The 17,135-nt window shown below is 70.5% G+C and carries 18 protein-coding genes and 1 tRNA gene; 10 read left to right on the top strand and 9 right to left on the bottom strand.

The window, feature by feature from the left end; all coding sequences use genetic code 11:
- Nucleotides 1-7: 7 nt before the first annotated feature.
- Both OHT74_RS19725 and OHT74_RS19720 read right to left on the bottom strand, forming a co-directional pair.
- Nucleotides 8-1,318: a serine/threonine-protein kinase gene (locus OHT74_RS19725; RefSeq protein ID WP_328620938.1), complete on the bottom strand. Its 1,311-nt coding sequence runs from the start codon at nt 1,316-1,318 to the stop codon at nt 8-10.
- 33 nt (nt 1,319-1,351) lie between these two features.
- Nucleotides 1,352-1,900, bottom strand: coding sequence for a helix-turn-helix domain-containing protein (locus OHT74_RS19720; protein WP_266627559.1), 549 nt, complete (start codon nt 1,898-1,900; stop codon nt 1,352-1,354).
- A gap of 164 nt (nt 1,901-2,064) precedes the next feature.
- Here OHT74_RS19720 and OHT74_RS19715 point away from each other — a divergent pair.
- Nucleotides 2,065-2,137, top strand: a tRNA-Ala gene (locus OHT74_RS19715).
- 84 nt (nt 2,138-2,221) lie between these two features.
- On the opposite strand, the gene OHT74_RS19710 is transcribed toward OHT74_RS19715, so the two are convergent.
- Complete coding sequence (locus tag OHT74_RS19710) at nt 2,222-2,746, bottom strand: GNAT family N-acetyltransferase (RefSeq protein WP_266665724.1); 525 nt, start codon at nt 2,744-2,746, stop codon at nt 2,222-2,224.
- Between the two features lie 171 nt (nt 2,747-2,917).
- Between OHT74_RS19710 and OHT74_RS19705 the strand changes: the two genes are divergently transcribed.
- The gene (locus tag OHT74_RS19705; protein ID WP_266665723.1) at nt 2,918-3,364 is read left to right on the top strand and encodes a LysM peptidoglycan-binding domain-containing protein; all 447 of its coding nucleotides are present in this window, start codon (nt 2,918-2,920) and stop codon (nt 3,362-3,364) included.
- An 87-nt stretch (nt 3,365-3,451) separates the two neighbouring features.
- On the opposite strand, the gene OHT74_RS19700 is transcribed toward OHT74_RS19705, so the two are convergent.
- Nucleotides 3,452-4,144 (bottom strand): DUF5324 family protein, encoded by a 693-nt coding sequence (locus OHT74_RS19700; RefSeq protein WP_328620937.1) that lies wholly within the window; start codon nt 4,142-4,144, stop codon nt 3,452-3,454.
- Nucleotides 4,145-4,319: 175 nt separating this feature from the next.
- Between OHT74_RS19700 and OHT74_RS19695 the strand changes: the two genes are divergently transcribed.
- Nucleotides 4,320-4,847 (top strand): peptidylprolyl isomerase, encoded by a 528-nt coding sequence (locus tag OHT74_RS19695; protein ID WP_266672870.1) that lies wholly within the window; start codon nt 4,320-4,322, stop codon nt 4,845-4,847.
- A gap of 132 nt (nt 4,848-4,979) precedes the next feature.
- On the top strand, nt 4,980-5,855 hold the full coding sequence (locus tag OHT74_RS19690) for a rhomboid family intramembrane serine protease (protein ID WP_328620936.1): 876 nt from the start codon (nt 4,980-4,982) through the stop codon (nt 5,853-5,855).
- Nucleotides 5,856-5,997: 142 nt separating this feature from the next.
- Here OHT74_RS19690 and crgA read toward each other — a convergent pair whose 3' ends face one another.
- Nucleotides 5,998-6,252, bottom strand: a complete 255-nt coding sequence (crgA, locus tag OHT74_RS19685; RefSeq protein WP_030153143.1) for a cell division protein CrgA — start codon at nt 6,250-6,252, stop codon at nt 5,998-6,000.
- Nucleotides 6,253-6,343: 91 nt separating this feature from the next.
- Here crgA and OHT74_RS19680 point away from each other — a divergent pair, with 91 nt between their 5' ends.
- The 6 genes from OHT74_RS19680 (at nt 6,344) to OHT74_RS19655 (ending at nt 10,316) form a co-directional block, all read left to right on the top strand.
- Nucleotides 6,344-7,132, top strand: coding sequence for a DUF881 domain-containing protein (locus tag OHT74_RS19680; RefSeq protein WP_266665721.1), 789 nt, complete (start codon nt 6,344-6,346; stop codon nt 7,130-7,132).
- Nucleotides 7,104-7,874 (top strand): class E sortase, encoded by a 771-nt coding sequence (locus tag OHT74_RS19675; protein ID WP_328620935.1) that lies wholly within the window; start codon nt 7,104-7,106, stop codon nt 7,872-7,874. Before OHT74_RS19680 ends, OHT74_RS19675 begins: the two co-directional genes overlap by 29 nt.
- A gap of 91 nt (nt 7,875-7,965) precedes the next feature.
- Nucleotides 7,966-8,142 (top strand): hypothetical protein, encoded by a 177-nt coding sequence (locus OHT74_RS19670; RefSeq protein WP_328620934.1) that lies wholly within the window; start codon nt 7,966-7,968, stop codon nt 8,140-8,142.
- Entirely contained in the window at nt 8,139-8,777 is a 639-nt protein-coding gene (locus OHT74_RS19665; protein WP_328620933.1) for an aminodeoxychorismate/anthranilate synthase component II, read from the top strand. The genes OHT74_RS19670 and OHT74_RS19665 overlap by 4 nt, the downstream gene beginning before the upstream one ends.
- Entirely contained in the window at nt 8,774-9,583 is an 810-nt protein-coding gene (locus tag OHT74_RS19660; protein ID WP_443047442.1) for a class E sortase, read from the top strand. The genes OHT74_RS19665 and OHT74_RS19660 overlap by 4 nt, the downstream gene beginning before the upstream one ends.
- Nucleotides 9,584-9,596: 13 nt before the next feature.
- Nucleotides 9,597-10,316, top strand: a complete 720-nt coding sequence (locus OHT74_RS19655; protein ID WP_266665719.1) for a class E sortase — start codon at nt 9,597-9,599, stop codon at nt 10,314-10,316.
- A 100-nt stretch (nt 10,317-10,416) separates the two neighbouring features.
- On the opposite strand, the gene pknB is transcribed toward OHT74_RS19655, so the two are convergent.
- The 4 genes from pknB to OHT74_RS19635 all read right to left on the bottom strand — a co-directional run bounded on the left by pknB (nt 10,417) and on the right by OHT74_RS19635 (nt 17,046).
- Complete coding sequence (pknB, locus tag OHT74_RS19650; protein ID WP_266665718.1) at nt 10,417-12,447, bottom strand: Stk1 family PASTA domain-containing Ser/Thr kinase; 2,031 nt, start codon at nt 12,445-12,447, stop codon at nt 10,417-10,419.
- Nucleotides 12,448-12,660: 213 nt separating this feature from the next.
- Complete coding sequence (locus tag OHT74_RS19645; protein WP_266665717.1) at nt 12,661-14,130, bottom strand: peptidoglycan D,D-transpeptidase FtsI family protein; 1,470 nt, start codon at nt 14,128-14,130, stop codon at nt 12,661-12,663.
- Entirely contained in the window at nt 14,127-15,551 is a 1,425-nt protein-coding gene (locus tag OHT74_RS19640) for an FtsW/RodA/SpoVE family cell cycle protein (RefSeq protein WP_266665716.1), read from the bottom strand. The genes OHT74_RS19645 and OHT74_RS19640 overlap by 4 nt, the downstream gene beginning before the upstream one ends.
- A 34-nt stretch (nt 15,552-15,585) precedes the next feature.
- Entirely contained in the window at nt 15,586-17,046 is a 1,461-nt protein-coding gene (locus OHT74_RS19635) for a PP2C family protein-serine/threonine phosphatase (protein WP_266995794.1), read from the bottom strand.
- Between the last annotated feature and the right edge of the window lie 89 nt (nt 17,047-17,135).

The following is a 17,135-nucleotide window of genomic DNA, read 5'->3' as shown; positions in this document are numbered from 1 at the left end:
GGGGCCCTCAGACCCCGGTCAGCGCCCAGACGCCCACGGCGAAGCAGAGCAGCGCGGCGACCAGGATCCCGACGGTGACCTTCGGCGGGGGCGGGGCGATGCCGCCGGGCCGGGCGGGCGGCGGGGCAGGGGCCGCCGGGTGCGGGACGGCCGACGGCTCCGGCGGCGCGAGGTGGAAGCTGCCGGTGCCGGTCCCGTCGGCCGGGACCGCGTACGGGGAGGCCGCGTACGGGGAGGCCGCGTACGGGGAGGCCGCGTACGGGGAGGCGGGGGAAGCGGCGTACGGGGAGGCCTGGGCCGTCGCGACCGTGCCGCGGGGATCGGCACGGGTGGGCTCGGACCGCGCCGTCGCGGTCGTCGCCGCCGTCGGCGGGACACCGGACGGCTGCACCGGCACCGCGGCCGCCGTGGGCGCCTCGGGGGTCACCGCAGCCGTGCTCTGGGGACCCTGGGGGCCGAAACCGGCGGGGAGCGGGCCCAGTTGGTCGAACACCTCCACCGGGTCCTCGTCCGGCGCGGGCGGCGGGAGCAGCTCCACGGCCTCGGCAAGGGCCTTGCGGGCCCCTGTGGCGGTCCGGAACCGGCTCTGGGGGTCCGGCTGCAGGAGGTTCGCGACGACGTCCCAGAGCGGCGCGGGGACGCCCTCGGGGGCGCCCGGGGTGCCGTGGGCGAGGAAGTGCTCCACCAGGGCCTGGGAATCGGGCTTGCGGCCCTGGAGGAGGTACAGGGCGACCAGCCCGACGGCGAAGAGGTCCGCGGGGAAGTCGGGTTCGGAGCCCATCAGTTGTTCGGGGGCGAAATAACCGGGCGTGCCCACCACGTAGTTGGTCTCGGTGAGCCGGGGCTCGCCCTTGCGCATCGAGATGCCGAAGTCGGACAGCCGCAGGTGCGGCCGCCCGGTTCCCGTGGCCTCCATCAGGATGTTGGCCGGCTTGATGTCGCGGTGGACGACACCCTCCGCGTGCACCGCGGCCAGCCCCGACAGGAGCTGGTCGAGCAGCGTGCACACGAATCGGGGCGGCAGCGGCCCGTAGTCCCCGATCACGTGGCCGAGGGAACCGCCGGCGACGAGGTCCATCGTGAACAGGACCTTGTCGTCGTCCGCCGCCCAGCTGGCCGGGGCCAGCACGTGCGGGTGGTCGATGCGCAGCGCCTGCTCCCGTACGAACCGCAGCAGGGTGTGGGCGTCGCTCTGCTGGAGGACCTTGGCGGCGACGTACCGGCGGCGCCGGTGGTCCCAGGCCCGCCACACGGCGCCCACGCCGCCGCGGCCGATCGGATCGATCAGCTCGTACCGGCCGGCGAAGATCTCACCCATCGCTGCGCCCGTCCCCCGTACCCGTCCGTCGTGTCAGTTCTGGTGCGACTCGTAGTGGGCGACCGCGTCCGCGGTACGGCCCGCGCCGTAGACCCGGAGGAACTCTGCCAGTTCCGGATGGCTGGGGGCGAGGGACTCGGCCGCATCGATGATGTCGCCGGCCGCGGAGACCGAGCGCAGCAGCGACTGGATCTCCCGGACGACGCGCTTGACGGTGGGCGCGCCGGAACCGGTCGTGGTCTGGCCGCTGTTGCTGAGGACGGAGCCTCCCTGGGTCTTCTTGATCTCGTCCATCCGGTCGGTGGCCTCGGCCGCGCTGACGCTTCCGTCCGCCACCTGGCCCGCGAGGTCCTGGAGCGCCTGCACGCGCTGGACGACGGCCGGGTTCCCGATCTTGGCCCGCTGGCCGCTCATCAGCTGGGAGAGCATGGGCGCGGACAGGCCGAGGACGGCAGCGAGGCGGGCCTGGTTCAAGCCGAGGTCATCTATGAGCCGGCGGAAGAGGGCGCCGAGCGGCTCCCCGTACCAACTGCGCTGAAGTTCCCGGGCTCTGGCCGTGGCCTCTTGCTGTACAGCGTCCACTCTTACTACTCCCCTACTTCGCTGGTGCGAACCTCGCGAGCATCTTACGGAGAGTGGTCGCAGGGCGGGAGTCCCTATCATTTTGCGAGATGCGGGGGTACACCCGGTACTCTGTTCTGCGGAACGGCCACTTCTTCGCGGGAGCGGGTCGCGTCCACCGTTTCGGGGCTTTAGCTCAGTTGGTAGAGCGCTGCCTTTGCAAGGCAGATGTCAGGAGTTCGAATCTCCTAAGCTCCACAGCATCAGAGGCCCCCTGGCCAGCGGAAACGCCGGTCAGGGGGCCTCTTCGTGCGTGGTGGGGCCGACCGCGCGCGGCCGCTGCTAGAGGTCGATCCAGTAGCGGCGCTTGGGGCCGATGAGCGTCTCGCGGACGTCCTCGAGGACGCCGCCGCCGCGCTCGATCGTGCGCACGGACCCCGCGTTGTCCGGGTCGCACGTCAGCAGGACCCGGTCCATTCCCATGATCCGGGCCTCGTGCAGGACCGCGCGCAGGGCCCAGCCGGCCAGGCCGCGGCGGCGGGCGGAGGGCCGCACGCCGTAGCCGATGTGGCCGCCGGCGTCGAGGAGGAACCCGTTCAGGTAGTGGCGCAGGTCGATGGCGCCCAGATAGGTGTCGTCCTCGGCGATCCACCAGTACGTGGCGTGGACGCGGCCCTGCTCGACGGGGAGCGTGCGGTCCCCGTACCCGCGCAGCCGCTCGGTCCAGGCGGCGAAGCCCTCGGCGCTGTCGACGTCGTCGTCGGAGCCGAGACCGGCTCCGTCCATGTGGGCGTCGGGACCCCATTCCCCGCGGGCGGCGAGCCAGGAGGCGTGCAGCCGGGGGGAGGGGAAGATGAGCTCGGGCATCCGGGGACAGTAACAGCCCGGCAGCAGCCCGGGCGGCCCGCCGGCGGGCGGGCCCGGTGTCCCCCGGTGTCCCCCGGTTGGCGCCGTCACAGGGCCGGGCGGCCGCTCCTGTCCGACAGTGGGGGAAGGCACCGAGCCAGGGGGCGACACCACCGCCGGAGGCGTACAGACATGGGACTCTTCGACTTCCTCAAGTCCGACAAGAAGAAACACGAGGCCGCCGAGAAGGCAGCGGCGGCCTCGTCCGCCGACTACGCGTCGAAGTACAGCGACGCCGTCTCGGCCACCAAGGCCGCCGCCGAACGGATGGCCGCCGCGGCTCCGCCGAAGGCCGCACCGGTTCCGCCGAAGCCCACCGCGGCGCCCCACTCGCCGTACACCCCGACCCCGTCGTCCGCCGCGCACAAGGCGGTCCCCGCGGCCCCGGCAGCGGGGCCCGCGCCGGCCGCCGCGCAGCTCATGTACACCGTGCGGGCGGGCGACTCGCTCTCCTCGATCGCCCGCCGGGAGCTGGGCAACGAGGCCCGCTGGCGCGAGCTCTACGCCATGAACAGGGGTGTCATCGGCTCCAACCCCGAACTGATCCGCCCGGGGCAGGTGCTCACCCTTCCGCGCTAGCCGGGCAGGAGGGCGGGAACGGCGGGAGGGCCCGGATCCACCGGATCCGGGCCCTCCCGCCTGCCGTCTGCGTCAGGCGCCTGCCGTCTACGTCAGGTTCTCGTCCGCCGGGCCGGAGCCGTTCTCGCGCTCCTTCGCCGCCAGCTCGTCGTCGAAGCTGGCCTGTTCGCGGTCCCGGGACAGCTCCGTGGCCGCCGGCGGCTCGACGAGCCAGTCCGGGTTCGACTGCTGGTCCCACCACCGCCACGCCATGTACGCGGCGCCGGCCACGACGCCGACCACCGCCACCCACTTCAACGCCCGGCCGGTGCAGGCCCGCCGCTCGTTGCGCCTGACCAGCTTCTGCACTTCCTTGGCCGACACCTGGCCGCGCAGCGCCGCCAGGGCCGCCGTCGACCGCGACGCGGCCTCTTCGGCCACCGGCTGGGCCGCCGCCAGCGCGCTCTCGAACCTCGGCTGCGTGTAGTCGGCCGCCTGGCGCGCCGCCCGGCGCGTGTGGTGCACCGCCATGGTCGCCGCCCGGTCGACGTTCGGCGGCACGTGCGCGCGCGCCGCCTTCATCCGCGGATGCAGATGGCAGTCGTACGCCGTACGGGCCTGCCGTGCCGCCTCGGCGGTCGCGTACGACACCTTCGGTGCCAGCCGCTCGTTCGCCTCGGTCGCGTAGTGCACGGCGGCTTCCCTGGCGGTTGCTGCGTACGGCGCCACCACTTCCGCTGCGTGCTTGACCGTGTCCCTGGCGCTTTCGGCGGCCAGGTGCACGCTGTCCTTGCGGGTCACGGGATCCTCCTCCTCGGTGGCGGACACAGTTCACCTTTCCACCCTTTGTCGGATCATGCCTGCCATACCGCCGAGCGGCATGCGTGACAGGGCATACGGGTGGAGGATTTCTGTGCCGTGCAGCCCTCCGTGGGAGGATCTGGAACCGACAGTGATGACTATGGAAGGCAGATCCGTGGCCGAGAAGCTCTACGCCACCCTGAAGACCAACCACGGCGACATCGAGATCGAGCTGCTGGCGAACTTCGCCCCGAAGACGGTCAAGAACTTCGTGGAGCTGGCCACGGGCGCCCGCGAATGGACCCGTCCCACCGACGGCCAGAAGACCACCGATCCGCTGTACGACGGCACCGTCTTCCACCGCGTCATCAGCGGTTTCATGATCCAGGGCGGCGACCCGCTCGGCAACGGCACCGGCGGCCCGGGCTACCAGTTCGCCGACGAGTTCCACCCGGACCTGGCCTTCACCAAGCCGTACCTGCTGGCCATGGCCAACGCCGGCCCGGGCACCAACGGGTCCCAGTTCTTCATCACCGTCGCCCCCACTGCCTGGCTGACCCGCAAGCACACCATCTTCGGCGAGGTCACCGACAAGGCCAGCCAGAAGACCGTCGACGACATTGCCGGCCTGCGGACGAACCCGCGCACCGAGCGCCCCCTCGACGACGTGATCATCCAGTCCGTCGTCGTCGAGAAGCGCTGACCGCACGGCCCCGGCTGCCGCAGCGGCCCCGGCGGCCGCGCCCCGGGAACCTTTCCGCCCCGCCCGTCCGTACTGGATGTGTACCGGACCGGCGGGGTGCACCCCCTGCCCCGCCGCTGATCGAGGGGACCGATGGACACCGACCGTCTGCCGGGCTGCTACCGCCACCCGGACCGCGACACGGGGATCCGCTGCACGCGCTGCGAGCGGCCCATCTGCCCCGAGTGCATGATCAGCGCCTCGGTCGGCTTCCAGTGCCCCGAATGCGTCCGTGACGGCTCCGGCACCGGCCACGGCCCGGCCGTGAACGCGCCGCGCACCGTGGCGGGCGGGGTGGTGGCCGCCGATCCCCACCTCGTCACCAAGATCCTCATCGGGATCAACCTCGCGCTGTTCCTGGTGGGGCAGCTCGCTCCGGCGGTCGTCGTCCAGCTGGAGCTGCTCGGGCGGTACGTCGAGTACTTCGGCGGCCCCGTCGAGGGCGTCTCCACGGGCCAGTACCACCGGCTGCTGACCTCGGTGTTCCTGCACGTGGAGTGGTGGCACATCGGGGGCAACATGCTGGCCCTGTGGGTGATCGGCGGCCCGCTGGAGGCGGCTCTGGGCCGGGTCCGCTACCTCGCCGTGTTCCTGCTGTCGGGGCTGGGCGGAAGCGCCCTCGTCTATCTGCTGACGGCGCCGAACACCCCGACCATCGGCGCCTCCGGCGCGATCTTCGGCCTGCTCGGCGCGACCGTCGTGCTGGTGCGCCGGCTGCGCTACGAGATGCGGCCGGTGATCACCATGGTCGTGCTCATGCTGGTGCTGACCTTCGTGCCCTTCGGCGGCAGCCTGTCCGTGTCCTGGCAGGCCCACATCGGCGGCCTGGTGACCGGCCTGCTGGTCGGTCTGGGCATGGTGGGACCGGCCGCCGGCAGGAAGCGCACGCTCGTCCAGTGGGGGACCTGTGCAGCGGCATTCCTGCTGGCAGCGGCGGTGGTCCTGATCCGTACGGCCGAACTCACCTGATCACACCGGCGTCAACACTCCACAGGGTTATCCACAGATCTTCTGTCTTTTCCTCAGGTGTGGATGACGCTGTGGATAACTCATGGGGAGAGCTTGTCGGACCCGGTGCGCCTGTGCTTGCCGGCGCTCGGACCGGGCCCGGTTACTTCCACTGAGTGGAGACGCCGAACCCCGCCGCGATGAAGCCGAAACCGACCACGATGTTCCAGTTGCCCAGTGCCTCGATCGGCAGCTGGGTCTCGGTCACGTAGAAGACGACGATCCACGCGAGACCGATCAGGAAGAACGCCAGCATGACCGGGGCGACCCAGCTGCGGTTGGTCAGCCTGATGGTCTGCGCCTGCTTCGCCGGCGGCGGCGTGTAGTCGTCCTTCTTGCGGATACGTGACTTCGGCACGAGGGGCTCTCCTGTCGATGCGCTGGGGACCTTGCCTGCCCCGGGCGTCCGTTAGCGTAGTGGACCTGTGGCGTTGAAGGAGAAGGGTACGTTGAGCAATTCCGACGACTCCTCCGCGGGTCCCCGTCGCCGGGCCAGACCGGTCCGGCTGCTGACGGCCGCCGTTTTCGCTCTGGCCGGCCTCATCTTCGTCACCAGCTTCAACACCTCCAAGGGTACGAACATCCGGACGGACGCCTCGCTCCTCAAGCTCTCGGACCTCATCCACGAGCGCAGCCAGAACAATGCGCTGCTCGAGCAGAGCACCGCGGCCGTCCGCAGCCGGGTGGACGCCCTCGCAGAGCGTGACGACGGCAGCACCAAGGCCGAGGACGCCAAACTGGCCGCCCTGCGTGTCGCCTCCGGCACCGAGCCGCTGTCCGGCAAGGGACTCACGGTCACCCTGAACGACGCCCCGCCGAACGCCACGGCCCGCATCCCCAACGTGCCCGAACCGCAGCCCAACGACCTGGTGATCCACCAGCAGGACCTCCAGGCCGTGGTGAACGCCCTGTGGCAGGGCGGCGCCCAGGGCATCCAGGTCATGGACCAGCGGCTGATCTCCACCAGCGCGGTGCGCTGCGTGGGCAACACGCTGATCCTCCAGGGCCGGGTCTACTCGCCCCCGTACAAGGTGACGGCGGTCGGCGACCCGGCCGCGCTGCGCAAGGCGCTCGCGTCCTCCCCGGCCCTGCAGAACTACCAGCTGTACGTGTCGGCGTACGGGCTCGGCTGGAAAGTGGACGAGCACAAGGAGCTGACACTCCCCGGGTACTCCGGCACAGTGGACCTCCACTATGCGAAGCCGCTGGATGCCTCTTCCGCGACCAGTACGCCGTGACGTCGTACTGCGCCTGGTGGTGCGGACCTTCAGCGAGGTGTGCCTGACGGCGGGCACGCTGATCGTGCTCTTCGTCGCGTACGTCCTGCTGTGGACCGGGGTCAAGGCCGACCGGGCCATGGACGGGGAAATGGCCCGGATGCGCGACCGCTGGGCCTCGGCCGCCGCCCCCGCGGCCGCCGCACCCGCCCCGGCCGTGAGCCCGGCCGCCCCGCAGCCCGCGCCGTCCCGGCCCGCGCAGGACGGGCCCGCGCAGGACGGGCCCGGATACGCACCGGGCCAGGCCTTCGCCGAGATGTACATCCCGCGCTTCGGCCCGGACTGGAACAAGCCGGTCCTGGAGGGCACCGGTACGGAACTGCTGAAGAAGGGCCTCGGCCACTACGCGGGCACGGCCCGCCTCGGCGGCACCGGGAACTTCTCGGTGGCGGGCCACCGGCGGACCTACGGCGACCCCTTCAAGGACTTCCCCGAGCTGCGCCCCGGCGACGCCGTGATCCTCAAGGACGCGGCGGCCTGGTACACGTACACGGTCCGCAGCGAGCCGCTGCGCACGCTGCCCACCGACGTCGGGGTGGTCGACCCGGTGCCGCGCAGGTCGCCGTTCACGGGCCCCGGGCGGTACCTGACGCTGACGACCTGCGATCCGGAATGGGGCCACAGCCACCGGCTGGTCGTGTGGGCGGAGCTGACCCAGACCCGGACGGTCGCCCAGGGCCGCCCGGAGGGTTTGCCGAGCTGACCCACCGGGCCGGGCCGCTGCCTTTAGTCTGTTTGCGTACCGCCCCCGCGGTGCGGTGGGTTGTTCGTGGACGGATAAGGAAACAGACGGCATGTACGGCTGGATCTGGCGGCATCTGCCGGGCAACGCGTGGATTCGCACGCTGATCTCCCTCGTACTGGTCTTCGCGGTGGTCTTCGTGCTGTTCCAGTACGTCTTCCCGTGGGCCGAGCCGCTCCTCCCGTTCAACGACGTAACGGTGGACGAGGGATCGGGAGCCACTCCGTGAGCGCGCGCATTCTGGTGGTCGACAACTACGACAGCTTTGTCTTCAACCTGGTCCAGTACCTGTACCAGCTCGGCGCCGAGTGCGAGGTGCTGCGCAACGACGAGGTCGAGCTCGCCCACGCGCAGGACGGCTTCGACGGCGTGCTGCTGTCGCCCGGGCCCGGAACGCCGGAGCAGGCGGGCGTCTGCATCGACATGGTCCGCCACTGCGCCGACACCGGGGTCCCGGTCTTCGGCGTGTGCCTGGGCATGCAGTCCATGGCCGTGGCGTACGGCGGCGTCGTGGACCGGGCGCCCGAGCTGCTGCACGGGAAGACCTCGCCGGTGGTGCACGGGGGCCTCGGCGTCTTCGAGGGGCTGCCTTCGCCGTTCACCGCGACCCGCTACCACTCGCTCGCGGCCGAGCCGGGGACCCTGCCGGACGTGCTGGAGGTCACCGCGCGCACCGAGGACGGGATCATCATGGGGCTGCGGCACCGGGAGCGCGACGTCGAGGGCGTGCAGTTCCACCCCGAGTCGGTGCTGACCGAGTGGGGCCACCGGATGCTCGCGAACTGGCTGGTGCGCTGCGGGGACGCGGGGGCCGTCGAGCGCTCGGTGGGGCTGGCCCCGGTGGTGGGCAAGGCCGTCGCGTGACCGCGGTCGCGCCGTCCGCGCCCACGCAGGGCCGGGCCGCGCGGCGCAGGGCAGCTCAGGAGGCCGCGAAGCGCTCGCGGAGGCGGGGCGGACGGCGGCGCAGGCGGCCCGTGTCGGGCGGCCCGGTGGTCGCCCTGAGCCGGCTCGCCGGGGAGCTGTTCATCACGCTGGGCGTGGTGATGCTGCTGTTCGTCGCCTACCAGCTCTGGTACACGAACGTGCTGGCGGAGCGTACGGCGAACGGGGCGGCGGGCTCGCTGCGCCAGACCTGGGAGCGGGACCCGGGCGGGGCCGCCGCGCCGCCCGTCTCGGCGTTCGAGCCGGGGCAGGGGTTCGCGATCCTGTACATCCCGAAGCTGGACGTGAAGGTGCCGGTGGCGGAGGGGATCAGCAAGCCGAAGGTGCTCGACAAGGGGATGGTCGGGCACTACGCGGACGGCGCGCTGAAGACGGCGATGCCGGCCGACCAGCAGGGAAATTTCGCACTGGCGGGCCACCGCAACACCCATGGCGAACCGTTCCGCTACATCAACCGCCTGGTGCCGGGCGACCCGGTCGTGGTCGAGACGCGGGACGCGTACTACACGTACGAGATCACCTCGGCACTGGCGCAGACACCGCCGACGAACGTGTCGGTGATCAGACCGGTGCCGGAGGGGTCGGGTTTCACCTCCCCGGGCCGGTACATCACGCTGACGACCTGCACCCCGGAGTTCACGAGCACCTACCGGATGATCGTATGGGGCAGGATGACCGGTGAACGCCCGCGCAGCCAGGGTGCTCCGCCCGCGCTGACCAGCCCGTAAGGACGAACAAGCAGTGTCACGTGCCGCACCGCCGCCCCACCAGAGCCGCAGTGTGCTCGCCGGGTTCCTGAGCCTGCTGGGCGAGTTCCTGATCACCGTGGGCCTGGTGCTGGGCCTGTTCGTCGCGTACTCGCTGTGGTGGACGAACGTCCTCGCGGACCGGCAGGCCTCGGCGCGCGGCGACGACGTCCGCCGGCAGTGGCAGAGCGCCCCGGGGGCGAACGCGCCCGCGGCGCCGGGGGCGCTGGACACCATGGACGGCATCGGCTTCCTGCACGTGCCGGCGATGAAGAACGGCGAGGTCCTGGTCAAGCGGGGCACGGCGCCGGACGTCCTCAACGACGGCGTGGCCGGGTACTACACCGACCCGGTCAAGGCGGCCCTGCCGTGGGAGCCGTCGGGGAACTTCTCGCTGGCGGCGCACCGGGACGGGCACGGGGCGAAGTTCCACAACATCGACAAGGTGAAGAACGGTGACGCGGTCGTCTTCGAGACGCGGGACACTTGGTACGTGTACAAGGTCTTCGCGGAGCTGCGCCAGACCTCGAAGTACGACGTGGACGCGATCTCGGCGGTCCCGAAGGAGTCGGGGCGGACGGCTCCGGGCCGTTTCATCACCCTGACGACCTGCACGCCGGTGTACACGTCGAAGTTCCGGTACATCGTGTGGGGCGAGCTGGTGCGCACGGAGAAGGTGGACGCGAAGCGCACGCTCCCGGCGGAGCTGCGCTGACCCGGGCCTGACCTCACGTGGACACGGGAAAGCCCCTGTGAGCGGCTCTGAGGCCGCTCACAGGGGCTTTCGTGCGTCTCCGCGCGGAACGGGCCGTCGGCTAGCGCCGGCCGCCCGTCAGGCCGCCGAAGAACGTCCCGCCGTTGTTGTTGCCGCCGTCCTGCTGGCCGGCCATCGTCTGGACGTTGATGACCCGGCCCGCCTCGACGGGCGTGCCCGCCGGCGGATCGGTCTGCATGACGATCGCCTTGTCGTCCGTCGGACCCGCGATGACCTGGAGGGTCAGACCCCGGCTCGCGAGGTCCGCCTTGGCCTGGGCGACGGTCTTGGTGATCAGCTGCGGGACCTGGGTCTGCTGTCCGGCCTTGGCGATCTGGACGTTGACCGCCGTGCCCACGGCGAGCTGTTCGCCCGCCTGGAACTGCTGCTGGACGATCGTCTTCGGCGGGGCACCGGGAGAGTCGACCTCCGTCACGCTGCCCAGCTTGAGCTTGGCGTCGTTCAGAGCCTTGACCGCTGCCTCCCTGGTCTTCCCGAGGAGGTCCGGCATCTCGGACTTCGACTGCTCCTTGGCGACGGTCAGCGTGACGGTCGAACCCTTCGCGGCCTTGCCGCCGCTCTTCGGGGTCTGGTCCAGGACGGTGCCGGCGGTCCGGTCGGACTCCTGGGTCTTCTTCTCGACGGCGAAGCCCTTGTCCTTGAGCGCCTTCTCCGCGTCCTCGAACTTCACGTTGAGGACGTCGGGCACGGCCACCTCCCCGGGGCCCGAGGAGACCTTGACCTTGACCGTCGAGCCCTTGGCGACCTTGGTGTCGGGCTCCGGGTTCTGCGAACAGATGTTGCCCTTGGGCTGGTTGTCGCAGGCCTCGTCGGCTTCCTTCTCGACCTTGAGGCCGACGTTGTCGCCGGTCTTCTGCGCCTGCTCGAGGGTCACGCCGATGAGCTTGGGCACGCTGGGCCGGTTGTCGGCGCCGCCGCTGAAGAGGGAGCGGCCGATGAGGATGGCGCCGACCAGGACGAGGATGCCGGCCGTGACCAGCAGGATCGTCGAGGCCTTGCTCTTCTTCTGCTGGCGGCGGCCGTGACCGCCCTGGTCGTAGCCGCCCTGGCCCTGGTCCCCGTAGCCGTAGCCGCCCTCGCCCGGGGGCATCGGCGGGAGCATGGAGGTCTGGCCGGAGTCGGCGGCGCGCAGGGCGGTAGTGGGCTGGTCGTAGCCCTGGTGTCCGTAGCCGTGGCCCTGGTCGGGGTAGCCGTACCCGGGGGCGCCCATGGCGGCGGCCGCGGCCACGGGCTGGCCCTCGAGGCAGGCCTCGATGTCGGCACGCATCTCGTCGGCGGACTGGTAGCGGTAGTCGGGGTCCTTGACCAGCGCCTTCAACACGATCGCGTCCATCTCGGGCGTGATCTCGGGGTCGAAGTTCGACGGCGGCTGGGGTTCCTCCCGTACGTGCTGGTACGCGACGGCGACCGGGGAGTCGCCGATGAACGGCGGCCGGACGCTGAGGAGTTCGTACAGCAGGCAGCCCGCGGAGTAGAGGTCGGAGCGCGCGTCGACCTGCTCGCCCTTGGCCTGCTCCGGGGAGAGGTACTGGGCGGTGCCGATGACGGCCGCGGTCTGCGTCATGGTCATGCCGGAGTCGCCCATGGCACGGGCGATGCCGAAGTCCATGACCTTGACCTGGCCGGTGCGGGTGAGCATCACGTTGGCGGGCTTGATGTCGCGGTGGACGATGCCGGCGCGGTGCGAGTACTCGAGGGCCTGGAGGATGCCGATGGTCATTTCCAGGGTGCGCTCGGGCAGCAGCTTGCGGCCGGAGTGCAGGAGCTCACGCAGGGTGGAACCGTCGACGTACTCCATCACGATGTACGGGATGGAGATGTTGTCGACGTAGTCCTCGCCGGTGTCGTAGACGGCGACGATCGCCGGGTGGTTCAGCGACGCGGCCGACTGGGCCTCGCGCCGGAACCGGGCCTGGAAGGACGGGTCGCGGGCGAGATCGGCGCGCAAGGTCTTGACGGCGACGGTACGGCCGAGCCGGGTGTCGTGGGCGAGGTAGACCTCGGCCATGCCACCGCGGCCGAGCACGTGGCTCAGCTCGTACCGGCCGCCGAGGCGACGCGGCTCTTCCATAACGTTGCAGCCCTCTCCGTCAGTCCCGACCGCACCCGTGTGTGGTCCGGCGGTGTGCTGTTCGCGCAAAGGCTACCGGCCGATCGTCGGTGATCGGTTCGTGACCACAGGCTGATACCGGACCGGTACCGTACGCTCGGATCCGGGCGGGAACAGTGATGTGGATCACTCCAGTTCGGCTCTTGCGCCCCTGTCGGCCTTTGCGCTCCCCCGTCAGCCCTGGTTCTTCAGGACGGCTTCCATGACGGCCTTCGCGACCGGGGCGGCGAGGCCGCCACCGCTGATGTCCTCGCGGTCGGCCTCGCTGTCCTCGATGACGACGGCGACGGCGACCGGGGAGCCCTTGTCGGTCTTGGCGTAGGAGATGAACCAGGCGTAGGGGCGCTTGGCGTTCTTCTCGCCGTGCTGGGCGGTGCCGGTCTTGCCGCCGACGGTGACGCCCTTGATCTTGGCCTTGCCGCCGGTGCCGTTCTCGTTCTCGACGACGTTGACCATCATCGCCTGGAGCTTCTGCGCGTTGGCGGGGGAGAGCGGGCGGCTCATCTCCTGCGGTTCGTGCTTCTCGATGACGTCGAGGTTGGGGGCGGTGAGCATGTCGACCATGTACGGCTTCATCAGCTTGCCGTCGTTGGCGACGGCCGCGGCGACCATCGCCATCTGGAGCGGGGTGGCGGCGGTGTTGTACTGGCCGATCGCGGAGAGCGAGTTGCTCGGCCGGTCCATGTTCTTGTCGTAGACGCTGGCGAACGCCCGGACCGGGGTGTCGATCTTGTCGTTGTTGAAGCCGAACTTCTGCGCGGTCTCCAGCATCTTGTCCTTCGTCACCTTGTCGGCGACGTTGGCGAAGACCGAGTTGCAGGACACCTGGAGCGCGAAGTTGAGGGGCGCCTTCTCGCAGCCCTTGGCGTGGTTGACCATCGGGGTCTTGGTCGTCGGCAGCAGGAACGGCTCGGGGGTGTCCGTCGGCGCGTTGATGTCGGTGACGACGCCGTGCTCCAGCGCGGCCGCGGCGGTGACGACCTTGAAGGTCGAGCCGGGCGGGTAGGTCTCGCGCAGGGCGCGGTTGACGAGCTTCTTCTCCGCGCTGTCCTTCAGCTCGACCCAGGCCTTCTCGTCGGTCTTGGAGTTGCCGGCGAAGCTGGACGGGTCGTACGAGGGGGTGCTGACCAGGGCCAGGATGGCGCCGGTGCGCGGGTCGATCGCGGCGACGGCGCCCGTCCTCTTGCCGAGCTGGTCGAAGGCGGCCTGCTGGGCCTCCGGCATCAGCGTGGTGACGACGTTGCCGCCGGCCTTCTTCTCGCCGGTGAACATGCCGATCGTGCGGTCGAAGAACAGCCGGTCGTCGTTGCCGGTGAGGATCTTGTCCTCGAGGGACTCGAGCTGGGTGGAGCCGAAGGCCTGGGAGGCGTACCCGGTCACCGGCGCCCAGAGCGCTCCGTCGGTGTAGGTCCGCTTGTACTTGTAGTCGCTGCCGTCGGTGGTGTCGGACCCGGTGATGGCCTTGCCGCCCGCGACGATGATGTTGCCGCGCTGGGTGGCGTACTGGGCGATCTGGACCCGGCGGTTCTCCTTGCGGGTGCTGAGTTCTTCGGCCTGGACGTACTGGAGCCAGTTGGTCCGGATCAGCAGGGCGAGGACGAGCAGCCCGCAGAAGATCGAGATGCGGCGCAGGGGCTTGTTCATGACGGGCGGACCACCTGGGTCATCTCGGAGTCGGGGGACGGCGCCGGGGCCGGGGCGGGGCGGCGTGCGGTGTCGCTGATCCGGATGAGGATCCCGATGAGCGCCCAGTTCGCGAGGACGGACGAACCGCCGGATGCAAGGAAGGGCATGGTCATGCCGGTCAGGGGGATGAGGCCCATGACGCCGCCGGCGACCACGAAGATCTGCAGGGCGAAGGCGCCGGAGAGGCCGATGGCGAAGAGCTTGCCGAAGGGGTCGCGGGCGGCGAGGGCGGTGCGCACGCCGCGCTCGATGATCAGGCCGTAGAGCAGGAGGAAGGCCATGACGCCCGCGAGGCCGAGCTCCTCGCCGACCGTGGAGAAGATGAAGTCGGAGTTGGCGGCGAATCCGATGAGGTCGGAGTTGCCCTGGCCCCAGCCGGTGCCGAGGACCCCGCCGGAGCCGAAGCTCATGATCGACTGGCCGACCTGCTCGCACGCGCCCGACTTGGAGTAGCAGGCGAAGGGGTCGAGCCAGGCGGTGACACGGACCTTGACGTGGCTGGCGGTCGCGCCGACGACGGCGGCGCCGGCCACGCTCATGACCAGGCCGATGACGATCCAGCTGGTGCGCTCGGTGGCCACGTACAGCATGATCACGAACATGCCGAAGAAGAGCAGGGAGGTGCCGAGGTCGTTCTCGAAGACGAGGACGAGCAGGCTCATCGCCCAGATCATCAGGATGGGGCCGAGGTCGCGGCCGCGCGGCAGGTAGAGGCCCATGAAGCGGCGGCTGGCCAGGGCGAGCGCATCGCGCTTCACCATCAGGTAGCCGGCGAAGAAGATCGCGATGACGATCTTCGCGAACTCACCGGGCTGGATGGAGAAGCCGCCGACGCTGATCCAGATCTTCGCGCCGAAGACGTCGGCGCCGAGGCCCGGGACGACCGGCAGGATCAGCAGGACCAGCGAGGCGGCCATGGAGATGTACGTGAAGCGCTGCAGAGTGCGGTGGTCCTTGAGCAGCAGCAGTACGCCGGCGAACAGGGCGATGGCCACCGCGGTGTACATCATCTGGCGGGGGGCCGACTCGGAGAAGTGGCCGAAGCTGCGCTTGGCCAGGTTCTGCAGCCGCTCGGACTGGTCGAGCCGCCAGATCAGGACGCAGCCGAGCCCGTTGAGCAGTGTCGCGATCGGCAGCAGCAGCGGGTCCGCGTACTTCGCGTAGCGGCGCACCACGAAGTGCGCGATGCCGGCGAGGACGGCGAGGCCGCCCCCGTACGCGACCATGCCGGGAGGCAGCTTGCCGTGGATCGCCAGGCCCACGTTGGCGTAGGCGAAGATCGGGATGACCACGGCGAAAACGAGCAGCAGGAGCTCGGTGTTCCGCCGGCTCGGCAGCTCGATGGCGCCGATGGTGGTCGTGTTGGTGACAACGCTCATGGTGTGGCAGGCCCCCTGTGCCCGCGGGTGTCTACTACTGCTTGCCGCAGAGGCCGACCAGCGACTGCTCCGTGGGAGTCAGGCTGGGGCCGGGTGCTGGTGGGTTCTGCGCTTCCGCGGCGCGGCGCTCCTCGTCCTTCTTGCAGGCGGTGACCTGGGCGCCGAGTTCGTCGATCTTCTGACGGGCGCCGTCGAGGCTGGTCTCGGTGATGGTGGCCTCGACCAGCTTGCGCTTGAAGGGCGGAAGGTACTTCAGTTCGATGTCGGCGCGGTCGGTCTCCACCTTGGAGAGCTCCAGCGGGCCGAGGTTCTGGCTGATGCCGCGGAACAGTGCGACGTGCTCGCCCTTGACGCCGATGTAGAACTGGGTCTGGGTCCAGCGGTGGGCGGCGTAGAGGCCGCCTCCGACGACACCCGCGACGATCAGCAGGATCAGGGTGCGGGTTGTCCACTTGCGCCCTTTGCTGCGGCGCCGGCGGGGGTGGTCGTACGTGTCGTCGTAGCGGGAGTCGTCGTCGTACGGATCGGGTTCGCCGAAGCTGCCGTACGCGCCGCCGCCCTGGCTCTGGTCGGGGTATCCGTAGCCGGGGGCCTCGCCGCTGCCGGGGGGCCCGAAGGCACCGGCCGGCGGGGGGGCCTGGCGGCCCAGGCCGGAGGCGCGGCCCGCCGGGGTCTGCATGGCGTTGCCGTCGAAGAGCTGGTGCTGGTTCTCGGCGACCGCGCCGACGACGACCGGGGTGTCGCTCAGCTGGGCGGCGAGGGTGTCGCCGCTGTCGGTGTCGAGGACGTCCGCGACGATGCAGGTGATGTTGTCCGGTCCGCCGCCGCGCAGGGCGAGCTGGATCAGGGCCTGCACGGTCTCGTGGGGGCCGTGGTAGCCGGCGAGCGTCTCTTCCAGCGTCTGGTGCGAGACGACGCCGGACAGGCCGTCGGAGCAGATGAGGTAGCGGTCGCCGGTGCGGACCTCGCGGATCGAGAGGTCGGGCTCGACGGTGTCACCGCTGCCGAGCGCCCGCATGAGGAGCGAGCGCTGCGGGTGGGTGGTGGCTTCCTCTTCGGTGATGCGGCCCTCGTCGACGAGGCGCTGTACCCAGGTGTGGTCCTGGGTGATCTGCGTGAGGACGCCGTCGCGGAGCAGGTAGGCGCGGGAGTCGCCGACGTGGACGAGTCCGAGGCGCTGGCCGGTCCACAGGAGCGCGGTCAGGGTGGTGCCCATGCCCTCGAGCTGGGCGTCCTCCTCGACCATGACGCGCAGCTGGTCGTTCGCGCGCTGCACCGCAGTGGCGAGCGAAGTGAGGATGTCGGAGCCCGGGACGTCGTCGTCGAGCTGCACGAGCGAGGAGATCACCTCGGAGCTCGCGACCTCGCCGGCGGCCTGGCCGCCCATGCCGTCGGCGACGGCGAGGAGACGGGGCCCGGCATAGCCGGAGTCCTCGTTGCCCTCGCGGATCATGCCCTTGTGGGATCCGGCGGCGAACCGCAGGGACAGACTCATGCGCACCTGCCCAGTCGACGCTTCCTCCGGGTACAACCGGTCTCGAGCCACACTGCCCACCCTCCGGTCGGGAGCGCGCTCGGGTCCGT

Origin of the sequence: Streptomyces sp. NBC_00354 (assembly GCF_036106915.1) — a bacterium.
In the GTDB taxonomy this organism is placed as follows: Bacteria; Actinomycetota; Actinomycetes; order Streptomycetales; family Streptomycetaceae; genus Streptomyces.
This window is presented reverse-complemented; position numbering and strand designations above follow the sequence as displayed.